18 protein-coding genes are annotated in these 20,582 nt (G+C 36.7%); 9 read left to right on the forward strand and 9 right to left on the reverse strand.

The window, feature by feature from the left end:
• Positions 1-33: 33 nt before the first annotated feature.
• Positions 34-432 carry a DUF983 domain-containing protein gene (locus tag LOK78_RS12710; RefSeq protein ID WP_232635156.1) on the forward strand — a complete coding sequence of 133 codons (399 nt, stop codon included), beginning with the start codon at positions 34-36 and terminating at the stop codon, positions 430-432.
• On the opposite strand, the gene LOK78_RS12715 is transcribed toward LOK78_RS12710, so the two are convergent.
• The 9 genes from LOK78_RS12715 to LOK78_RS12755 all read right to left on the reverse strand — a co-directional run bounded on the left by LOK78_RS12715 (position 407) and on the right by LOK78_RS12755 (position 12,213).
• Positions 407-1,450, reverse strand: a complete 1,044-nt coding sequence (locus LOK78_RS12715) for an NAD(P)/FAD-dependent oxidoreductase (RefSeq protein ID WP_232635157.1) — start codon at positions 1,448-1,450, stop codon at positions 407-409. The two genes, LOK78_RS12710 and LOK78_RS12715, sit on opposite strands and share 26 nt — an antisense overlap.
• A 73-nt stretch (positions 1,451-1,523) precedes the next feature.
• On the reverse strand, positions 1,524-2,423 hold the full coding sequence (gene porN / locus LOK78_RS12720) for a type IX secretion system ring subunit PorN/GldN (RefSeq protein WP_053970254.1): 900 nt from the start codon (positions 2,421-2,423) through the stop codon (positions 1,524-1,526).
• A gap of 48 nt (positions 2,424-2,471) precedes the next feature.
• Positions 2,472-4,046, reverse strand: coding sequence for a type IX secretion system motor protein PorM/GldM (gene porM, locus LOK78_RS12725; protein WP_232635158.1), 1,575 nt, complete (start codon positions 4,044-4,046; stop codon positions 2,472-2,474).
• Between the two features lie 55 nt (positions 4,047-4,101).
• Positions 4,102-4,740, reverse strand: coding sequence for a type IX secretion system motor protein PorL/GldL (porL, locus tag LOK78_RS12730; protein WP_053970256.1), 639 nt, complete (start codon positions 4,738-4,740; stop codon positions 4,102-4,104).
• A 74-nt stretch (positions 4,741-4,814) separates the two neighbouring features.
• On the reverse strand, positions 4,815-6,176 hold the full coding sequence (porK, locus tag LOK78_RS12735) for a T9SS ring complex lipoprotein PorK/GldK (protein ID WP_053970392.1): 1,362 nt from the start codon (positions 6,174-6,176) through the stop codon (positions 4,815-4,817).
• A 163-nt stretch (positions 6,177-6,339) separates the two neighbouring features.
• Positions 6,340-7,506 carry a formimidoylglutamase gene (locus LOK78_RS12740; RefSeq protein ID WP_232635159.1) on the reverse strand — a complete coding sequence of 389 codons (1,167 nt, stop codon included), beginning with the start codon at positions 7,504-7,506 and terminating at the stop codon, positions 6,340-6,342.
• 9 nt (positions 7,507-7,515) lie between these two features.
• The gene (gene topA, locus LOK78_RS12745; RefSeq protein ID WP_232635160.1) at positions 7,516-10,002 is read right to left on the reverse strand and encodes a type I DNA topoisomerase; all 2,487 of its coding nucleotides are present in this window, start codon (positions 10,000-10,002) and stop codon (positions 7,516-7,518) included.
• A 160-nt stretch (positions 10,003-10,162) separates the two neighbouring features.
• Positions 10,163-10,903: a hypothetical protein gene (locus LOK78_RS12750; protein ID WP_232635161.1), complete on the reverse strand. Its 741-nt coding sequence runs from the start codon at positions 10,901-10,903 to the stop codon at positions 10,163-10,165.
• Between the two features lie 74 nt (positions 10,904-10,977).
• Positions 10,978-12,213, reverse strand: coding sequence for an LVIVD repeat-containing protein (locus LOK78_RS12755; RefSeq protein WP_232635162.1), 1,236 nt, complete (start codon positions 12,211-12,213; stop codon positions 10,978-10,980).
• A 146-nt stretch (positions 12,214-12,359) separates the two neighbouring features.
• Between LOK78_RS12755 and miaB the strand changes: the two genes are divergently transcribed.
• The 8 genes from miaB (at position 12,360) to LOK78_RS12795 (ending at position 20,534) form a co-directional block, all read left to right on the forward strand.
• Positions 12,360-13,805: a tRNA (N6-isopentenyl adenosine(37)-C2)-methylthiotransferase MiaB gene (miaB, locus tag LOK78_RS12760; protein ID WP_232635163.1), complete on the forward strand. Its 1,446-nt coding sequence runs from the start codon at positions 12,360-12,362 to the stop codon at positions 13,803-13,805.
• Positions 13,806-13,809: 4 nt separating this feature from the next.
• Positions 13,810-15,078, forward strand: coding sequence for a sigma-54 interaction domain-containing protein (locus LOK78_RS12765; protein WP_053970393.1), 1,269 nt, complete (start codon positions 13,810-13,812; stop codon positions 15,076-15,078).
• A 6-nt stretch (positions 15,079-15,084) separates the two neighbouring features.
• The gene (locus LOK78_RS12770; RefSeq protein WP_166961024.1) at positions 15,085-15,594 is read left to right on the forward strand and encodes an LptE family protein; all 510 of its coding nucleotides are present in this window, start codon (positions 15,085-15,087) and stop codon (positions 15,592-15,594) included.
• Between the two features lie 4 nt (positions 15,595-15,598).
• On the forward strand, positions 15,599-16,600 hold the full coding sequence (locus LOK78_RS12775; protein ID WP_232635164.1) for a DUF8458 domain-containing protein: 1,002 nt from the start codon (positions 15,599-15,601) through the stop codon (positions 16,598-16,600).
• Between the two features lie 6 nt (positions 16,601-16,606).
• The gene (gene secG, locus LOK78_RS12780) at positions 16,607-16,963 is read left to right on the forward strand and encodes a preprotein translocase subunit SecG (protein ID WP_166961020.1); all 357 of its coding nucleotides are present in this window, start codon (positions 16,607-16,609) and stop codon (positions 16,961-16,963) included.
• A 147-nt stretch (positions 16,964-17,110) separates the two neighbouring features.
• A complete protein-coding gene (gene groES, locus LOK78_RS12785) occupies positions 17,111-17,386 on the forward strand; it encodes a co-chaperone GroES (protein ID WP_053970265.1) in 276 nt (91 codons plus the stop codon).
• Positions 17,387-17,409: 23 nt separating this feature from the next.
• A complete protein-coding gene (groL, locus tag LOK78_RS12790) occupies positions 17,410-19,041 on the forward strand; it encodes a chaperonin GroEL (protein ID WP_053970266.1) in 1,632 nt (543 codons plus the stop codon).
• 230 nt (positions 19,042-19,271) lie between these two features.
• Complete coding sequence (locus LOK78_RS12795; RefSeq protein WP_232395311.1) at positions 19,272-20,534, forward strand: parallel beta-helix domain-containing protein; 1,263 nt, start codon at positions 19,272-19,274, stop codon at positions 20,532-20,534.
• The last annotated feature ends 48 nt before the right edge of the window (positions 20,535-20,582 follow it).

Raw genomic sequence — 20,582 nt, forward strand, 5'->3', positions numbered from 1 at the left:
ATCTTTCAAACGGCAAAAATAACGGAATTAATAATGATAAAAAAAGGAACTAAACTATATAGCATATTTACAGGAACATGCCCCGTTTGCCAAATGGAGTCGATGTACACCAATAAGAACCCTTACATCTTACCAGATGTATTGAAAATTAACGATCACTGCTCACATTGCCATACTAAATATAGGCTTGAACCTTCATTTTTCTACGGTTCTATGTATGTGAGTTATGCTGTAGGAATTGCTTTTGCCGTAGCTGCCTTTATAATAAGCTATGTATTTATAGGTACCAGTTTACTAACGGCATTTGTTTCGATTGTATTGACCTTGGTGGCCTTTGGTCCAATCATTATGAGGCTTTCTCGCAATATTTGGATCAATATTTTTATGCATTACAATAAAAATTGGGCTAAAAAGAATACCGATTCACATTGATTTCATCGTCAAGAGGGATGCCTAATTCAATGCTTTCAAATAATTGTTTGGCAACATAAGGAGCTATCATCACCCCTCTTGTTCCTAATCCATTTAAAACAAACATGGATTTATGAATGGGGTGCTCCCCCACCAATGGTCTTCTATCCTTTACAGTTGGTCTTATCCCTGCCTTTTGGTCTACTACCTCAAATTCACATGAAATCAACGACTTGACCTTTTCCACCAATTCATCCCTTCCCTTTTGGGAAACTTCATGTGTTTTGCTTTCCCAATCATAGGTTGCGCCAACAGAGTAAAGATCATTGCCTTCTGACAAAATAAAACATGGCCCTTTTAAAATACTCTCAAATTGTAGATCTGATGACTTAATAACCATCACTTCCCCTTTAGTACCATTAAGCGGGATATCTTTGAAAAACGGGTTTCTTGTCACCCCATAACCTTCACAAAATACTATATGTTTTGCTTTTAATTCACCATATTTAAAACCTCCCGCTACAATCTCTAATTGTGAATGGTCAAAACGTTCGTGTTCATAGGCATTCTTTTCAATTAAATAAGACTGAAATTTTGATAGAAGTCTTTCAGTATGCACTCTACCACTCTGCAAAACTTCACCCAATCCAAATTCGGCTTTTATGTTGAGATTATGGTTTTTAACAATATTAGGAGACAAATAGGGCTGCAAAGCGGACTTATCCATAGCCTCAAACCACGCATTTTGTTCCTCGATGTTATTAAACCTTCTATACACAGGCATTGGCTCCAAAATTTTGCACCCAAGTTTTGATTCTATTGCTTGATAAAAAGGTAAAGCCAAAGCTAATTGCTCATGGGACTTCCATACCCCAGAAAAACGTTTTAAAATAACGGGATTATAAAGTCCTACAGCCACCTTAGAAGATTGCTGAGAGTCATCACTAATAACGCAAAAAGATTTATTCTGGGTTTCCAATACCTCAGAAAACGCCAATCCGGCCAACCCAAAACCTACAATAAGATAATCAACTTCCATAACGCAAATTTACATCATAAAAAAAGCCCACTAAACATAGTGGGCTTTAAATTTTATTGAGTTGTGGGAATTATTAGTACGCCCACATATCCAATTCAAAGTTTCTGATTTTCTCTTTGATTCTATCAGATTCCAATAATTGCATCAAAGCGTTTTCTGCAATGTACTCGTTAACCTTACGGTCACCATATACATTTTCTTCTTTGTATATATACCCGTTAAATCTTCTAGAGTTTAACAAGTGATCATACGAATATGGCATTGCACTATTCTTATTATTGAAAGACTTAGCTTCATGCAAAACACCTCTTGCATCTGGATAGAATACCCAGAATAACGGAATTGGTTCTTTGTTAGCTTCATCTTCAGAGTCGATAAAGTTAACGTCTGGAGCAGCCGGTGCAATACCTAAAATACGGTATTTCATTTCTGCTTGACGCTTGTCAAAGTACCAAAGTCCTTTAATTAAATAAGCGCTTACATCATAAGAAGAAATATCTCTTTTGGTAACATACTCAGGAGATACAATTCCTTCAGCGTTATATTGATCATATCCAATATCCAAAGTATCCACTTTAGACATAGCTGGAACTAGATCTTTAAGAGTACGCTCACTAGTAAAATATGAATCACCGTAAACAGTTTCTATATCACCAGTATTCACTGCTTTCCATAGAACGTCAAATAATGATCTTCTATCTTTACCAATGTTCATGGTATCTACAGGATAATATAAAGGAAAGTTTACACGCTCATCAAGAACAACTTTCTCCCAAATCATCCTAGAATACAAGACGTCTCTATCGTCTACATAACCATACTCTAAAGGCTTATCATCATCGGCTAACTTTTGAGCCTCAGTTTTTACCCCTATCTCATCGGGACTTTTAGCGTTAAGAATATTAGCCTGCGAAAAAGCAGCTGACATTGAAAAAACGCCTATAACGGTTAATAAAAAACTTTTACAATTCATTTTTTTAATTTTTAAAATTTAGGGCTTGTCATCAATCCCTTCTACAAATTAGTCAGCCAATTCTACAATTACTGGAGAAACGTCTTTTAACTTGTATGAAGAGTTACCATTGATTTGGGCTTTAATATCAAAAATTTGAATATTATCCCCTCTTCTAGCTCTACTCAACGCGTTTTTAGCTTGAGAATTTAATTTTGTTCCACTTACAGCAACAGATGGTTGACCAGGAACTTTTACCTTAAAGGACGTTACTTGAATTGGTAATTCGAAGTCGAAGTCTTCTAAAATTGCTCCAACTGTTCCAATTTCAACGTTTCTTCTTGGTAACTTAACGATATCCATTTGTCCACTGATAGTACCTGTTGGTTTTGGAATATCCTTAATTCTAAAGGTTTTCTTATCAGAAACTGCAGAACCATCATCTAATGTACCAGTAACATTAATTGTTACTTCTCTACCAGAACCAGGTCTCATTTCATACTTCCCATTTCCAACTTTTTTAAGTCCGGCAGCATTAGCATTTACTTTGTGCTCTGGTACTCCAGCGAAAGAAATAGTCATTGGGTTAACAACACCTCTATAAACTACGTTCATTTTGTCAGCTGAAATAGTCGCTGAATTTGGTCTAGGAACAACTACATATTTCCCAGCGAAGTCAATTGGTAATTCCTTACCATCTTCTAAGAAAGTAAACTGACCATTAACATCATGCTCACCAACATTTCCTACAGTAAACTCGATACGAGCAGCACCAGTAGAATCAACTGCTCCTTCTCTATTCATGTCTAAGTTTTCACCTTCAACACTCAATTTAGTAGGAGTTACAGTAGCATATTTACCTAAAACCACTTTACCTGTGAACTTTTCACCAGCGAAAAATGCATTCTTGTCTGGAACTACAATAGCAGTATAATTTTTCAATGATACAGCTTGATCCAAAGTATTTCCTAAGAAAAGGTTGTACATGTTAGTTTCAGTAGCTTTAACATCATTCTGCATTGCAGTCAATTTTGTATAAGAAGCAATTGCAGGGAAACCTTTATAATGATAATCTAACCAGTTTAGCTTTTTACCATCATTGTTAGTAACTTCAGCAGTACTAAAACGTTGATCAAAGTTTTCTACAGCAGTTTGATATTTTACATCATCACCTAAGATTTCTTTAATATCACTTTTATACTTGTTTAAACGAGCCATAAAAGCTTCACCTTCTTTAGTCAAACGGTCTCCCGTAAACCAGTATTCGTCAAGGAAATCACCTTTATCCATTTTTTCGGCTGGTAATTCTCCATTTTCTTCTCTTTCAAATTTTCCTTTTTCAAGAATCATTGCTTTTTGGGTTTCCAAAAACTTGAAAAAATCTTCTGAAATTTTGCTGATTTGTTCAGCTTTGTTAGCAGCTACACCGAATTCTGCTGGTTTCTCTTCAGCTTTTTGCTTCAATCCAGCTAGCATACCTTCGTTTGAAGTTGCTGCCAATTCGTTAGCTCTAACAAATTTATCGTTCATTAACCCGAATGCTGAAAGCACTTCTTTGGACATGGTCATTGCGATCATCGCAATAAAAACCAAGTACATAAGGTTAATCATTCTCTGTCTTGCAGATAATTTTCCTCCTGCCATATCTAATTAGTTTTCTTGTTATTAAAAATTAAGGGTTTCTAATAGCTAATACTAATTAGGCTTTTGTTCCCATTGCGTTCAACATACCACCATAAACACCATTTAATGATGATAGGTTAGAAGCTAATGATTGCATTTGCTCTTTAAGTTTGGCAGCGTTTTCTACAGTTTCTTCGTTGATAGCAGCTTGACGGTTAGCACTTTCTAACTGTACTTTGTATAAGCTGTTTAAAGATTCCATTTGTGCAGCAGCCATAGTCAATTCTTCGCTGTATTTTTTAGTAGCAGCAATTCCGTCAGCAGCTGGAGAAATTCCTTTAGCAGCTCCTTCAAAATTTTTGATGCTGTTTCCTAAGCTTGTCATTAATTCAGCGTCGATTTTAGCTTCTTTTAATAAGTTATCTAATTTTTTAGACAACATACCTTCTGCATCTTTAGGCTCTTCTTTTTTTCCTAGTTTTCTAGTAGACTCTCCACCAGCTAATTCAGGATATACTAAAGACCAATCTAATTCTCCTTGTTGCTTTTCAAAAGCTGATACGGTAAATACGATAGCCTCAACAATCATCCCAATAGTAAGAATAAGGGATCCAAAGGGCCAGTGTTGGATTTTAAATAGTGCTCCAATAATAACAACTGCAGCTCCTAGTCCATAGACCATATTCATTGTTGATAAGTTTCCTTTCTGTGCCATAATTTTTGTTTTTTAGTTAAGTAAAATACTTTTTTGGTAGTTTAATATTAATTTAGTTTTAATTGTATACAATTTTAGTTGCTAGCATTTAAGGTTACATCTGTACCCATGTAGTCTTGTACGGTTCTAAATCCGATATAACTTCTAGCAGAATCAGCATATTCGTAATCTCTTGAAGATACTTGTAAGAAATAAGCAACATCTTTCCAAGAACCACCACGAACTACTTTACGTTGGTTGTTTACATCATTAACACTTGGGTTAATAGTAGAAACATATTCATAAGAGGCAGGATCATAAGATGCGCTTACCCATTCTGACACGTTTCCAGCCATGTTGTAAAGATTGTAATCATTTGGCTCATAAGATTTTGCCTCTACCGTATATAAAGCTTGGTCAGCTGCATAATCACCTCTTAAAGGCTTGAAGTTTGCCATGAAGCATCCTCTATCATTTTTGGTATAGTATCCACCCCAAGGATAAGTTGCAGCTTGCAATCCACCTCTAGCAGCATACTCCCATTCAGCTTCAGAAGGTAAACGGTAAGAATTCACAAAGTGTCTTCCTCTTTCTTTTCTGTAAGCATTGTGATAAAGAGTTCTCCAGCTACAAAATGCTTTAGCTTGTTTCCAAGACACACCTACTACAGGGTAATCCCCATAAGCATCATGCCAGAAATAGTCATTGTGCATTGGCTCATTGTAAGAGTAAGCAAAGTCTCTAATCCAAACAGTGGTATCTGGATAAATCTCAACTTCCTCTTTTATGATATAGTCAGAACGCTTTTCACCTTTGTTTTTGGCAGCTTTCTCTATATCCATATGAGTGTACTGGAATTTAAACTTGGTAACATCCCAAGTTCTTTGACCGTTGTAAGACTCCTCTAAAGGAAGATACATCGTATCCATTACTTCAGCATAGTATTCATCTGGGTAGTCATCAGTATCAAAAATCAAATCTGCATCATGATTTAATTTTCTTCCTTCATAACCAGTTGGACCTAAGCCACTGTAATTGTCGTACATGTACTTCTCATATACGGTCATGTTTTCTGGATCTGCATCTTTAAATGCAAATTCCCCGATTCCACCGTTACCTGGTGCTTCACCCACCTCGTCAGCCAAAATAGCCAACTTAGTTCTGATGATGGAATCTCTCACCCAATTAACGAACTGTCGATATTCGCTATTGGTAATTTCTGTAGCATCCATGTAAAAGGATCTCACAGATACTGTCTTAGATGGCGCGTCATTAATTCCGGCCAAATCATCGTCGGCTTTACCCATTATAAAGGCTCCTCCCGGAACCAGTTCCATCCCATAAGGTTTTTCTGGGTGCCATTTCTTACCCTTTACTCCAACTAACTGTCCTCTATCTCCAGAGTTACAGCTAAAAAGCAGGGCTACTGTTGCGGTTAGTAAAATAAACTTCTTCATATCCATAGAAAACTCGAGGTTAATTTTTAGTCTTAATTTTTAAAAGAGCGTAAACATATTTATATATTTTCGAAAAAACAACTTTTTTTTAAAAAAAAATACTCTTTGTCGTGAAAATTGTGCATTTCAACGATAAAATTTCCGATAATTAACAAATCAGCAATTAGACACTGTTCTTTTGAAAAGCCTTAAACCAACGGTCTGGTAACTTATTGTTACAGGCATCCAAATAATCCTCGTGCATGCAAGGTAATAACGTATGTCTTTTTAATTTATTATTAACATTTGATAAAAATGGAATTTCTATCCACCAACGTTGGGTTTTATTACTTTTATAGAAGATGAGCTCTTGGTCATCTGTCAAGGTTATGAATTTTTGATAGCTATCTTCATCAGAGAAATCATCATCCTTCACCCTGTAATTGACACCCTCAATAAAATACCAAATCATTTGAGCCATTAGCATGGAGGTGATATCATCGTTTGATGAAGGCTTGTATTCATAAATGCCAAAAGACGACACCTTGTTGCTAATACCGGCATATCTGGTAATAGCACATATCTCCTTTCCGTCAAAACCATTAGGAGTCACTTTTTGTCTTTCACTTAATTCAGCTGCTTTAATACATCCCAAATCAATAGTAACAATATTAGCATCCCTCATAACTGGTTCTACCAATGATATATCTTTTGAAACCTGTCCCAAGCGATAATATTCAAAATATAATTTATCCATGAGGTCAATTTCTTCCTGAGAATTAAAATAGGTCTGATACCCCACGGAAGCATAATTGAACAAATTATAAGGTTGGTCTAATATAATTTTACCAACAAAGCTATCATTCTTAATGGGCTTTTGGGAATCCCCCAAATCAAATTTAGAATCAACATTAACGATATTGACCATAGGAGCTAAAGAATCATAAGCTCTATAATTAGAATATGTAAGATCTTGACTCCCTCCTAATATAATAGGTATGATTTTTTTGGGAATTAAAATTTCCAAAATAGTCTTTAAGGCGAAATAAGTATCTTCCACCGATTCCCCTTTATTGATATCTCCCAAATCAACAATGGTTGAAGACCAATTTCCTGGAAAAAGCGAATACAGAGATTTTCTTACTTCGTTGAAGTTAAACTCCTCTCCTATATAATTGATATCATTTCTATTCTCAAGAACACCAACAATGGCAATTCTTGCGCCTTCAAGATCTGGAAAGCCCTGTTGTTTTGAGTAAATCTTAATTTTTTTTCCTAAGGCTTGGGTTGACAGCAATTCATTATGAGCCAAAACAGCTTCTGAAACAGGGGAAAGAAAATTAAAATTCATTTACTTCTATTACTTTTTGGTTGTCGTTTTTTTCTTGGTTGCTTTTTTCTTTGGTGCTACCTTCTCTAGATGAGATTTAGCTTCTTCCAATGTCATTTCTGAGACGTCTACAGTCTTAGCCAATTCCACCTTAGTTTTTCCTTTTATAATATTGTGGCGTCCCCATCTGGCCTTTTCAACACGAATTCCTTCAGCTTCCCAATTATGGATTAACTTATCTTTTTCTTTTTGGATTTTATCCTCTATCAACTCAACAATATCACTTTCAGATAAATTATCCCAATCATACTTCTTATTGACGTTAATAAACATATTGTTCCACTTGATAAATGGCCCAAAACGCCCTTTACCCTTCGTCACTTCCTTACCTTCATAATGATATATAGGTGCGTCTGCCTTTTGTTTTTGCTTTATCAAAACAACGGCATCCTCCATTTCCACACTTAAAGGGTCTTGACCCGCAGGCAATGAGATAAAGGTTTTTCCATGTCTTACATAAGGTCCGTATCTACCATTATTGACTTCCACTTCTTCACCTTCATAATCGCCTAAGTTCTTAGGAAGTTTGAAAAGATCCATAGCCTCTTCAAAAGTGATGGTGTTCAATTGTTGTTCTGGCGTTAAGCTGGCAAACATCGGTTTCTCTTCCTCATCAACCGTTCCTATTTGCACCATAGGACCAAATTTACCCAAACGTACACTTACTTGCCTTCCGGTTTTCGGATCTTTACCCAAAATGCGTTCTCCAGATTCCCTTTCAGCATTTTCTTCAACATCTGTTACAGTAGGATGAAAGTCCTTATAGAATTCCCTCATCATCTTAGACCAATCCACCTTACCGCCGGCAATTTCATCAAAATCTTCCTCAACCTTGGCGGTGAAATTGTAATCCAAAATAGTATCGAAATGATTCACTAAAAAGTCTGTTACAATCATTCCAATATCCGTAGGAACTAATTTTCCTTTATCAGACCCAACCTTCTCTGTCAAGGTTTGATCTTTAATTTGATCTTTGGCTAAAGTAAGCTGCACATATTCACGCTCGGTTCCATCTACAGTTCCCTTTTCAATATAATTTCTGTTTTGAATGGTTGAAATTGTAGGAGCATAAGTAGACGGACGACCAATACCTAACTCTTCTAATTTCTTAACCAAAGAAGCTTCCGTATAACGGTATGGTGGGCGTGTAAATCTTTGTGTCGCTGTTATATAATTATTAAGGAGTGATTCACCTACTTTCAAGTTAGGCAACATTCCTTCTTGTTCCAAATCCTCCTCATCTGTCCCTTCTAGGTAAACCTTTAAGAAACCATCAAATTTGATGATTTCCCCATTGGCAGTAAATTGCTCCTGATGCTTATCTGCCGAGATTTTCACATTGGTTCGCTCCAATTCAGCTTCACTCATTTGTGACGCAATAGCACGTTTCCAAATCAAATCATACAATCTCGCTTGGTCCCTTTCCACATTAACACTATGCCTTGAAAAATCAGTTGGTCTGATTGCTTCGTGAGCTTCTTGGGCCCCTTTGGTTTTACCCGTAAAATTTCTTGGCTTGCTATAATTGGATCCGTAAGCTTTTTCTATTTCATTCTGAGCTCCTTTACGAGCTTCATCCGATAAATTCACACTATCGGTTCTCATGTAAGTAATCAATCCCGCCTCATACAAACGTTGAGCCATGGTCATGGTTTTACTTACCGAAAAATATAATTTTCTTGAGGCCTCCTGCTGCAAAGTAGAGGTTGTAAACGGAGCCGCTGGTGATTTCTTGGCAGGCTTTTTCTCTAAATCGGCAACCTCAAAATGAGCTGACACATTTTGCTCTAAAAACTTTAATGCCTCTTCCTTAGAATCAAAGTTCTTTGGCAACTTGGCCTTAAAGGTGTGTCCATCTTCCGTTGAAAACTCAGCGTCTATTCTGTATGAAGCCGTTGCTTCAAATCCTTGAATTTCACGCTCTCGTTCAACAATTAAGCGAACAGCTACAGATTGCACGCGACCCGCAGACAATCCGCCTTTCACTTTTTTCCATAAAACCGGAGACAGCTCATACCCTACAATTCTATCTAACACCCGTCTTGCTTGTTGGGCATCAACTAAATCATAATCAATTCCTCTTGGGTTTTCAATAGCTTTTTGGATAGCCGACTTGGTAATCTCATTAAAGACAATACGCTTGGTTTTGGATTTATCCAATTTTAAGGTTTCTGCCAAATGCCAAGCTATGGCCTCACCCTCACGATCCTCATCACTTGCCAACCAAACGATTTCGGCGCTTTTCACTAAATCTCTTAGTTTTTTTACGACAGCTTTCTTATCCTTGGAAACCTCATATTTTGGCTTAAAATCACCGTCAACATCCACCCCTAATTCCTTGGAAGGAAGGTCTGCAATATGCCCAAAACTAGACTCAACCTTGAAGTCCTTTCCTAAGAATTTCTCAATAGTTTTTGCTTTTGCGGGTGACTCAACGATAACTAAATTCTTTGCCATAAATACCTTTTTAAGGCTACAAATGTAGGCGAAAAAAAAGAAATCATCCTAATTTTCTGCATTATGCCGATAGATTCCACCTTAATTATTACATACTTGACAATAAAAAAAGTCTGCTTTTGCAGACTTTACATTTGAGATTTATCATATTTAAAATTATCTAATTATCAAATCCAATAACTTTCTTATAAATGACATACACAGGGTGATAAGTAAACGCCGAAGTCACCAAAACACCAACACCACACATTAAAAATCCTATCACAGAAGCCAATATGGAAGAGATCACAATAAGCCCAAAGGAAATCAACCATTTTTTATTTCCTAACACAAAACTATTAGTAATCATATCACCTACCGACCACTCGGGATTAAATGCGAAAAAGATATTGAAGAAAGACATGGGCACAATGGCATATATTAATGGTAAACCACAAAACATTCCAAACAATATGGAAAGACCTAAGGTAACCAGTAATATTAAAATCATTTTACCTACATATTCCTTTTTGAAAAAATAGAACAAATCCCCGGTTTTCACTTCCTCATTTTCATCCAGTTTTTTCAACATTCTGAAAAATGCTGTTTTTATAGCCAGGGATACTAAGGCAATCGCCAAAATAGCCAAAAAATAAAAGAAAATCATCCCCAACGGCATTTCAGACAAATAGGCCTCTACAGCCTCTTCATTGTATCTACCATCAATAGACTCTGACCAAGCCAAAGCAATAATAGGAAAGTAAAAAATCATCACCACTGGAATAGTTATGGCAATAATTACCAGCTGCATGATCAAACCATGCAACCAACTTTTCTTAAATAAAGCTACGGAGTCGTTAAAGACATCTCCAAAATCAAGTTTTGGAGCATTTTCAATTTTAGCACGGACCCAATCAGACATAACGATTTAGTTTTAGGTTAGTTACAACCTCCAAACTAATAAATATTTCATCGTTAAACAACTAATAACCAGAATTAAAAGCTAAAAGTACTCAAGAGATTTATAGAGTTTTCAGAATATTCATATTGGTTTAAAAAACCATCCCCTACCAATAACAAAGTGGTTTCAAGAGGAATCACGTCACGGCCATCAACATCTTCAAAATTCTGAAGCTGCTGTAACTCCAAAGGATTGGCTTTGTTAAATATTTTTAATCCGGCTGTTCCATCACACACAAACAGACTGTTTCCCTGATATCCCAAGCCATATGGGTTTTCGAGACTATATTGCCCAACTAAAGTTGGATTCTGTTTATTGGAAATATCGATGACCTCTAAAACGCTTTCCATTTGACCACATGGGTTTCCGCCCCTTAAAGTAAGATATGCATAATTTCCATCGACCACTACAGGATCACAGCCTTCCCAATGAAGAAACTCCGACATAAAAATGGGATTCGTCCTATCGTGAATATCATATATAAACATGCCATTGTTTCCTCCCATATATAAGTAATCTTCATAATAAAAAAGGGTTTCAATATTCCAACCCGCATAAAAACTACCATCCAAAACTGGTGATGATAGACTGGAAATATTAATAATACTTAATTCATACTCCCCTACTGTATACAAGAAGTTATCGACAATTTGAAATCTAGCCAAAGAACCACCAACACCTACGTCACTACTACTTTCTGCCGCACCAATAAAAGGACCATTGACACCAAAATCTGTATCACTATTCAACTCAATTCGTTCCTCCTCAAGATACCATCCCACAATGACATTTTCGGTGTAATCGTAAGAATCAAAATCAACCATATAAGCTCCTTCGGGTATATCATAATTGTAAACATTAAAAACATCCTCTAATCTATTGACTTCTTCAATATTGTTCATGTCAGAAATATCAAATACCACCAAATCAATCAAGCTATCAGCAAACAAAAATCCATCCTTAATTGAAACATCCTTATTTCCAGGTATTTTGATAAAAGCAATTAAATTGGGATCAGAGGGATTGGTGTTATCTATCACATGAACTCCTGCATTATCTTCATTGATAAATATGTAACCGTTGTAATAGTAAATTTTCCCAGATTCCACAATAGCTTGCGGCCCCATAACCTCTACCGAAGTTCTCAACTCAATTTTAGACATTAAAATGGGATGCGCCACATTAACATACTCATATTGTGCACTATCATCGTTATTAGCGCAATTAACAAGGAGCACAAAAATTGACAGAAAGGAAACGACTTTTTTCATGGTTGGTTTTTATCTATTAGATGTAAAAATAACAAAAAGGTTGCCTCCTAATTAAATGAATTTTAACTTCTGCCATTATGTCACTATATTTAAATTAATCCTATCTTTGCACTCTTATTGATAGAAATAGATTCTACACATTTAGTATGGAGAAAATCATAGACGAAAACAAACAAGGAGAAAAACTGATCCTTGATCAGAAAGAAGGCAACCAAAGAAAACTTTTTATAGAGAGTTATGGCTGCCAAATGAATTTTAGTGATAGTGAAATTGTTGCGTCCATCCTCTCTGAAAATGGATTTAATACAACCCAAAACTTAGAAGATGCCGATTTGGTTTTGGTCAACACCTGTTCCATTAGAGATAAAGCCGAACAAACCGTTAGAAAACGTTTGGAGAAATATAATGCCGTAAAAAAAATCAACCCAAACATGAAAGTTGGTGTTTTGGGATGTATGGCAGAACGCCTTAAAAGTAAGTTTTTAGAGGAAGAAAAAATCGTTGACTTGGTGGTTGGCCCAGACGCGTACAAGGATCTACCCAACCTGGTTGCCGAAGTGGATGAAGGAAGAAATGCCGTTAATGTGATTCTTTCTAAAGAGGAGACTTATGGCGATATTGCTCCCGTTAGATTAAACAGTAATGGAGTTACTGCCTTTGTTTCCATCACCCGTGGATGTGACAACATGTGCACTTTTTGTGTGGTTCCTTTTACCCGTGGTAGAGAACGAAGCCGTGACCCACAAAGTATTATCGAAGAAATTAATGATCTTTGGAGCAAAGGCTTTAAAGAAGTTACTTTACTTGGTCAGAATGTCGATAGCTACTTGTGGTATGGAGGCGGATTGAAAAAAGATTTTTCAAAGGCATCTGATCTTCAAAAAGCGACTGCCGTTAATTTTTCTCAATTATTGGAGATGTGCGCCAAAGCACAACCAAAAATGCGCTTTAGATTTTCAACTTCTAACCCGCAGGATATGACTTTAGACGTGATTGAAACCATGGCTAAGCATAACAATATTTGCAATTATATCCATTTACCTGTTCAAAGTGGAAGCAATAGAATCTTACAAGAAATGAATCGTCAGCATACCCGTGAAGAGTATTTTGAAATGATTGACAACATCAAACGCCTCATTCCAGATTGTGCCATTTCTCAAGACATGATTGCTGGGTTCCCTACTGAAACTGAACAAGACCATCAAGACACCTTAAGTTTGATGGAATACGTAAAATATGACTTCGGATTCATGTTTGCATACTCTGAAAGACCGGGAACTATGGCTGAAAGAAAAATGGAAGATGATGTCCCTGAAGCCACCAAAAAGCGTCGCTTGCAAGAAATTATAAATCTACAACAACAACATAGTTTATACAGAACAGAGCAACACTTGGGCAAGGTAGAGGAAGTTTTGATTGAAAAATCATCAAAAAAATCAGATGCCCATTGGTCAGGAAGAAACAGCCAGAACACAGTGGTTGTATTTCCTAAGGAACACTATAAAGTAGGAGATTTTGTGAATGTAAAAATCACCGATTGTACTACGGCTACCCTTATTGGAGAAGCTGTTGGCTACTCTGAAAACAACTAAACTTATGGAATCTATTCAAGCTATAAAACAACGATTTGGCATTATTGGTAACGATCACAAATTAAATCGGGCCATAGAAAAAGCCATTCAAGTAGCACCAACAGACATTTCAGTTTTAGTGACAGGAGAAAGTGGGGTTGGGAAAGAAAGTATTCCTAAAATTATACATTCTTTATCCCATAGAAAACATGGTAAATACATTGCTGTAAACTGTGGTGCCATTCCCGAAGGGACGATAGACAGTGAGTTGTTTGGTCATGAAAAAGGTGCTTTTACAGGAGCCACACAAACACGCTCCGGATATTTTGAAGTTGCTGATGGTGGAACCATTTTCTTAGATGAAGTTGGAGAATTACCGCTCCCTACACAAGTACGCTTACTCCGGGTTTTAGAGAACGGTGAATTTATCAAGGTAGGTAGTTCTAAAGTTCAAAAAACGAATGTGAGAATTGTAGCGGCTACCAACGTGAATATGTTTGAAGCCATCAAAAAGGAAAAATTCAGGGAAGATTTATACTACCGCCTTAGCACTGTAGAAATTCATTTACCCCCTTTAAGAGAGCGTAAGGAAGACATTCACTTGCTTTTTAGAAAGTTTGCCAGTGATTTTGCGCTTAAATATAAAATGCCAACTATCAAATTGACTGATGATGCCGTAAGTATCCTACTCAAATATAGATGGAACGGAAACATCAGACAATTAAGAAACGTTGCTGAGCAAATATCTGTTATTGAACAAAACAGAACTATAACAGCAGAAGTACTACGAAGTTATCTACCCAATGTAGGCAACAATCTTCCTGCCGTTGTTAACAACAGCAAGTCTGAAAGTGACTTTAGCAGTGAAAGGGAGATTTTATACAAGGTGCTTTTCGACATGAAAAGCGACCTTAATGACTTAAAGAAACTAACCATGGAATTGATGAAAAGCGGAAATGCTACCGAAGTTCAAAAAAGCCATGAAGGTTTGATTCAAAAAATATACGGCGAAGATGAAGCCGAAGATGCCGTTGAAGATCTAGAAGACCTTGAAGTGCTATCGCTTCCAGAAAACCGAAGCCTCCCAGAACCTTTACCAGAAGAAACTTTAGAGGATAAATACCACTTTGCTGAAGATGTGGAAGAAGAAGAAACCTTATCTATTCAAGACAAAGAATTGGAATTAATCAAAAAATCGCTTGAAAGACACCATGGAAAGCGTAAATTGGCAGCACAGGATTTGGGCATCAGTGAGCGCACCCTTTACAGAAAAATTAAACAATACGACCTCTAATCTATCATGACAAAATTCCTAAAACTGTTTTCGATTATTGCCTTATTTGTTTTGGTTTCCGGTTGCGGATTTTACTCCTTTACAGGAGCCTCAATCTGCCCCGAAAATAAAACATTTCAAGTCAACTATTTTCAAAACAACGCCTTATTGATTGAGCCAGGACTTGACAGGGATTTCACCAATGCCCTAACCGATTTGTTACTTAACCAGACCAATTTGGAATTGGTAAAAAGCGGCGGGGATATGATTTACGAAGGGGAAATCACTGAATACCGCATCTCGCCAACTACGGCTACAGCCAACAATACGGCAGCCCAAAACAGACTGACTATGTCAGTTAACGTCCGATATTATGACAAATGTGAACCAGACGAAACATTTGAACAACGCTTTACCTTTTTCTATGACTATGCCGGTAACCAACAATTAATTGGTTCGGACAAGGACACAGCCCACGAAGAATTATTTGAACGTTTGACTCAAGACATATTTAATGCTACCTTAGCTAAATGGTAACCTTATGAATCGAGCCGAATTCCATAATATTTTACAACATCCGCAGGACATTTCTTCTGCAGATGTGGACGGAATTCGCGCCATTATTGATGCTTTCCCCTACTTTCAACCTGCTAGAGCACTTTATCTAAAAGCTTTAAAAGACGACGAAAGCTTCAAATACAATCAAGAGTTAAAAACAACAGCCGCCTATACAACAGACAGAAGTATCTTGTTTGATTTTATTACTTCGGAAGATTTTCAGCAAAATGAAATTTCCAAGTCCATCAAACAAAATACTATTTATCTCAAAGAAATGGATGTTGATGCTGATGACATTTCGGTAGATAAAAAAGTTTCTGACGACCCAGAGTTAAAAAAACATATTGAAGACACCAAAGATATCTTGGACCCCGATTTGTTTCAGCCCAAAATCAAAAAGGCTCCTATTGCCTATTTTGAATTGGACAAAACTGAGGAAATTACAGAATCAAAAAGTGATACTTCTTTAAACGACACTGAGGAAAATATCTCAGAAATTGAAGAGGAAAGGACTTCAATTGATATTCTAAACATCGGAAAGCCATTAGAGTTTGACGCAAAAGAAACCCACTCTTTCAATGAATGGTTAAAACTAACCTCTTACCAACCTATTGAAAGAAATGAGGAGACAGACAAAATGGATTCTTCAGAAAAAAAGGAACAACCGAAGGAAGTTTCAACTAAAAAGGATGAAACAGAAACGGATAGAAAAAGGAAATTTGCTCTTATAGACAAGTTTATTTCTATCAATCCTAAGATTTCCCCAGAGAAATCTACAGGTAAAAACAAAAACTTGGCTGAGGAAAGTATCCTACAACCTGACGCCTTGATGACAGAAACTCTAGCCCGAATTTATTTAGAGCAAAAAAACTATAAAAAGGCAATTCAATCTTATAAAATTTTAAGTTTGAAATATCCAGAAAAAAGTGGTTTCTTTGCAGACCAAATTAAAGCAGTAGAAAAATTACAAGAACAAAATAAATAATTTAAGATGAGTACGTTCACAATATTTTTAGTACTAATTGTTGTAGTAGCCTTTTTATTAGTCGTAGTGATTATGGTACAAAACCCTAAAGGAGGTGGACTTTCTTCTTCTTTTGGTGGTGGTGGAACCCAACAATTGGGAGGAGTTAAAAAAACATCGGACTTCTTGGACAAAAGTACTTGGACGTTGGCCGGAGTGATGTTGGCATTGATTCTATTATCTAATGTTACCATTCACAGAGGAGCTCAATCTAATGAATCAAAAGCATTAGACCCAGCAACAACGACTCAGCCAGTTACAACCCCAGATATTCCTGCTCCAGCAGAAAACGCAACAACTACAGCACAAGATTCTACAAAGTAATCTTTAAAAATATTTTAAAGAGCCAACCAATAGGTTGGCTTTTTTTATACCTCAAATTATAGTAAATGAAATTTTGTCAGTCCTTTGGCATTGGCATATTTTTCGCTTCTCCCAAAACAATAATTATTAAAATTAAATTTTAAACATATGGCATTAAACATTAAACCTTTAGCAGACAGAGTTCTTGTAGAACCTGTTGAAGCTGAAACTAAAACAGCTGCGGGAATTATCATTCCTGATAATGCAAAAGAGAAACCACAAAAGGGCAAAGTGGTTGCTGTTGGTAAAGGCACTAAAGACGAGCCCATGACTGTTCAAGTTGGAGACACTGTTCTATATGGAAAATATTCTGGAACAGAACTTAAATTGGATGGTAAGGACTATTTGATTATGCGTGAAAGCGACATTTTCGCAATTGTTTAATCTACTAAAAATTAAAATACAACATGGCAAAAGATATTAAATTTGACATTGAAGCACGCGACGGATTAAGACGTGGTGTTGACGCATTGGCAGACGCTGTAAAAGTAACCTTAGGACCTAAAGGTCGTAATGTAATCATAAGCAAAAGTTTTGGAGCTCCACAAGTAACTAAAGATGGGGTTTCTGTGGCAAAAGAAATTGAATTAGAAAACGCTCTTGAAAACATGGGAGCTCAAATGGTTAAGGAAGTAGCTTCTAAAACTAATGACTTAGCTGGAGATGGTACTACTACCGCTACTGTCTTAGCTCAAGCAATCGTCAAAGAAGGTTTGAAAAATGTGGCAGCAGGAGCTAATCCTATGGATTTAAAGCGTGGAATTGACAAAGCAGTTGAAGCCATTACTGCCGATTTAGAATCTCAAGCTAAAAAAGTTGGAAATTCTTCAGAAAAAATACAACAAGTAGCTGCCATTTCAGCTAATAATGATGATACCATTGGTGAATTAATCGCTAAAGCTTTTGGCAAAGTAGGCAAAGAAGGTGTTATTACTGTTGAAGAAGCTAAAGGAACTGATACGTATGTAGATGTTGTAGAAGGTATGCAGTTTGACAGAGGATATCTTTCTCCTTATTTTGTTACGGATGCAGATAAAATGGTTGCCGAATTAGATAACCCATACATCCTTTTATTCGATAAGAAAATCTCTAACCTACAAGAAATTCTTCCAATTCTTGAACCAGTTGCACAATCAGGTCGTCCTTTATTAATTATCTCTGAAGATGTAGAAGGTCAAGCTTTGGCTACATTGGTTGTTAACAAATTACGAGGTGGTTTAAAAATCGCTGCAGTGAAGGCTCCTGGATTTGGCGATAGAAGAAAAGCCATGTTAGAGGACATCGCTATTTTAACTGGAGGAACTGTAATTTCTGAAGAAAGAGGATTTTCTCTTGAGAATGCTGACTTAAGCATGTTAGGAACTGCAGAAACCGTTACCATTGATAAAGACAATACAACAATTGTTAACGGTGCTGGAAACCCTGAAGACATCAAAGGAAGAGTGAACCAGATCAAAGCTCAAATTGAAACCACTACTTCAGACTATGATAAAGAAAAACTACAAGAACGTTTAGCTAAGTTAGCTGGAGGTGTAGCTGTTCTTTATGTTGGTGCTGCAAGTGAAGTTGAGATGAAAGAGAAAAAAGACCGCGTTGATGATGCTTTACATGCTACAAGAGCCGCTGTAGAAGAAGGTATTGTTGCTGGTGGTGGTGTTGCCTTGGTTAGAGCTAAAAAAGTTCTTGAATCATTAACAACCGAAAACCTAGACGAAACAACAGGTGTTCAAATTGTAAATAAAGCCATTGAAGCACCTTTAAGAACTATTGTTGAAAATGCAGGAGGAGAAGGATCTGTAGTAATCAACAAAGTACTAGAAGGAGAAAAGGATTTTGGCTACGATGCCAAGAATGAGAAATATGTAGACATGTTTGAAGCGGGAATTATTGACCCTAAAAAGGTGACCCGTATTGCACTTGAAAATGCTGCCTCTGTTTCTGGAATGATTTTAACAACAGAATGCGCACTGGTAGACATCAAAGAAGATGAGCCTGCAATGCCTCCAATGGGAGGTGGCGGTATGCCAGGTATGATGTAATATAATTACAATCATATTAGCTTCATAAACAAGAGAGGGCCTTGAAAATTCAAGGTCCTCTCTGCATTTATACACTTTCAATAACAGGAAAACAAATGAAATTATAAGTCCGAAATTATCGTTGGACATCCAAATTTACATAGCATAGAGGAATCAGGAACACCTATTAATAGTTTTTTACAACCTTGGTTATCAATAAAATGTACTAACAATTCTTAAAAACCAAAGCTATGTATCAAACTATTAAAAAATTATTTTCGACAGTGAGTAAAGTCATGTGCTTTACCTTAATAATTACTTCTTGCAGTAATGACGACGACAACAATGATAATTTCCCCACTTCACCTTCAAACGTCATAACCATTTCTCCTGGAGCTAATGCTCAAAATGAAGCCTTAGATGCATTTATTGAAGTTGAATCAGGTCAAACGATCCTTTTTGAAGCCGGAACCTTTAATTTCACTGGCAGTCTTTCTATGACAGGCAAAGATGAAATAATCATCAAGGGAGCTGGAAGAAACCAAACTTACTTGGATTTTAGCGCTCAAAACTCTGGAGGGGAAGGTATTCTAGTAGAAAACTCCACTAGTATCCGATTTGAAGATCTTACTATAAAAGACGCGGTTGGTGACGCGCTCAAAACAAGGGAATGTACTAAAGTAAGCTTTGTAAATGTAGCCACCGTATGGTCTGGTGAACCCAGTTCTAATAATGGCGCTTACGGCTTATATCCCGTATTATGTGAAGATGTATATATTGACAATTGCTATGCCTATGGCGCATCAGATTCGGGTATTTATGTGGGTCAATCTAACAATGTAATTGTTAAAAACACTGTGGCCGAAGGAAATGTTGGAGGAATCGAAATTGAGAACACAACCAATGCTGATGTATTTGATAATGATGTATTTGACAATACAGGAGGTATTTTGGTATTTGATCTTCCCGGTCTAACCCAAAGCGGTAGTGACACAAGGGTCTTCGACAATAATATTCACGATAATAACCGCAGTAATTTTGCTCCCGAAGGCAATATTATCGGTAATGTACCGGCCGGAACAGGCATCATGGTATTAAGCACCAAAAATGTGGAGATTTTCAACAATGCTTTAGTCGACAACAATTTCACCAATGTACTTGTTGCTAGCTATTTAATGGTAAATCCAAATCCACAGGACCCAACATTTAATCCATTTCCACAAGGTCTGAATATCCATGAGAATTCGTATATCATGTCAGGAACTGTCAATCCCAATCAACCCGCTTTAGCCCAAGCATTAATGCAATTGTTCCAACTAACCGGTTATCCTAATATTCTGCTAGATGGCATCTTGATGCAACCTACAGATGTTTGCCTTCAAGAAGCCACAGACCCTAGCTTCATAAACCTAAATGCCGCAGCAGACCCTACGTTTGAATCTTTCACTATGGATACATCACCCCACGATTGCAGCCCAGATCCATTGCCACATGTGGAATTTGAAGAATTTTAACATCAATCATTCAAAAGTACAGCCTACCAAAGGCTGTACTTTTGAACC

Origin of the sequence: Mangrovimonas futianensis (assembly GCF_021245805.1) — a bacterium.
GTDB lineage: Bacteria > Bacteroidota > Bacteroidia > Flavobacteriales > Flavobacteriaceae > Mangrovimonas > Mangrovimonas futianensis.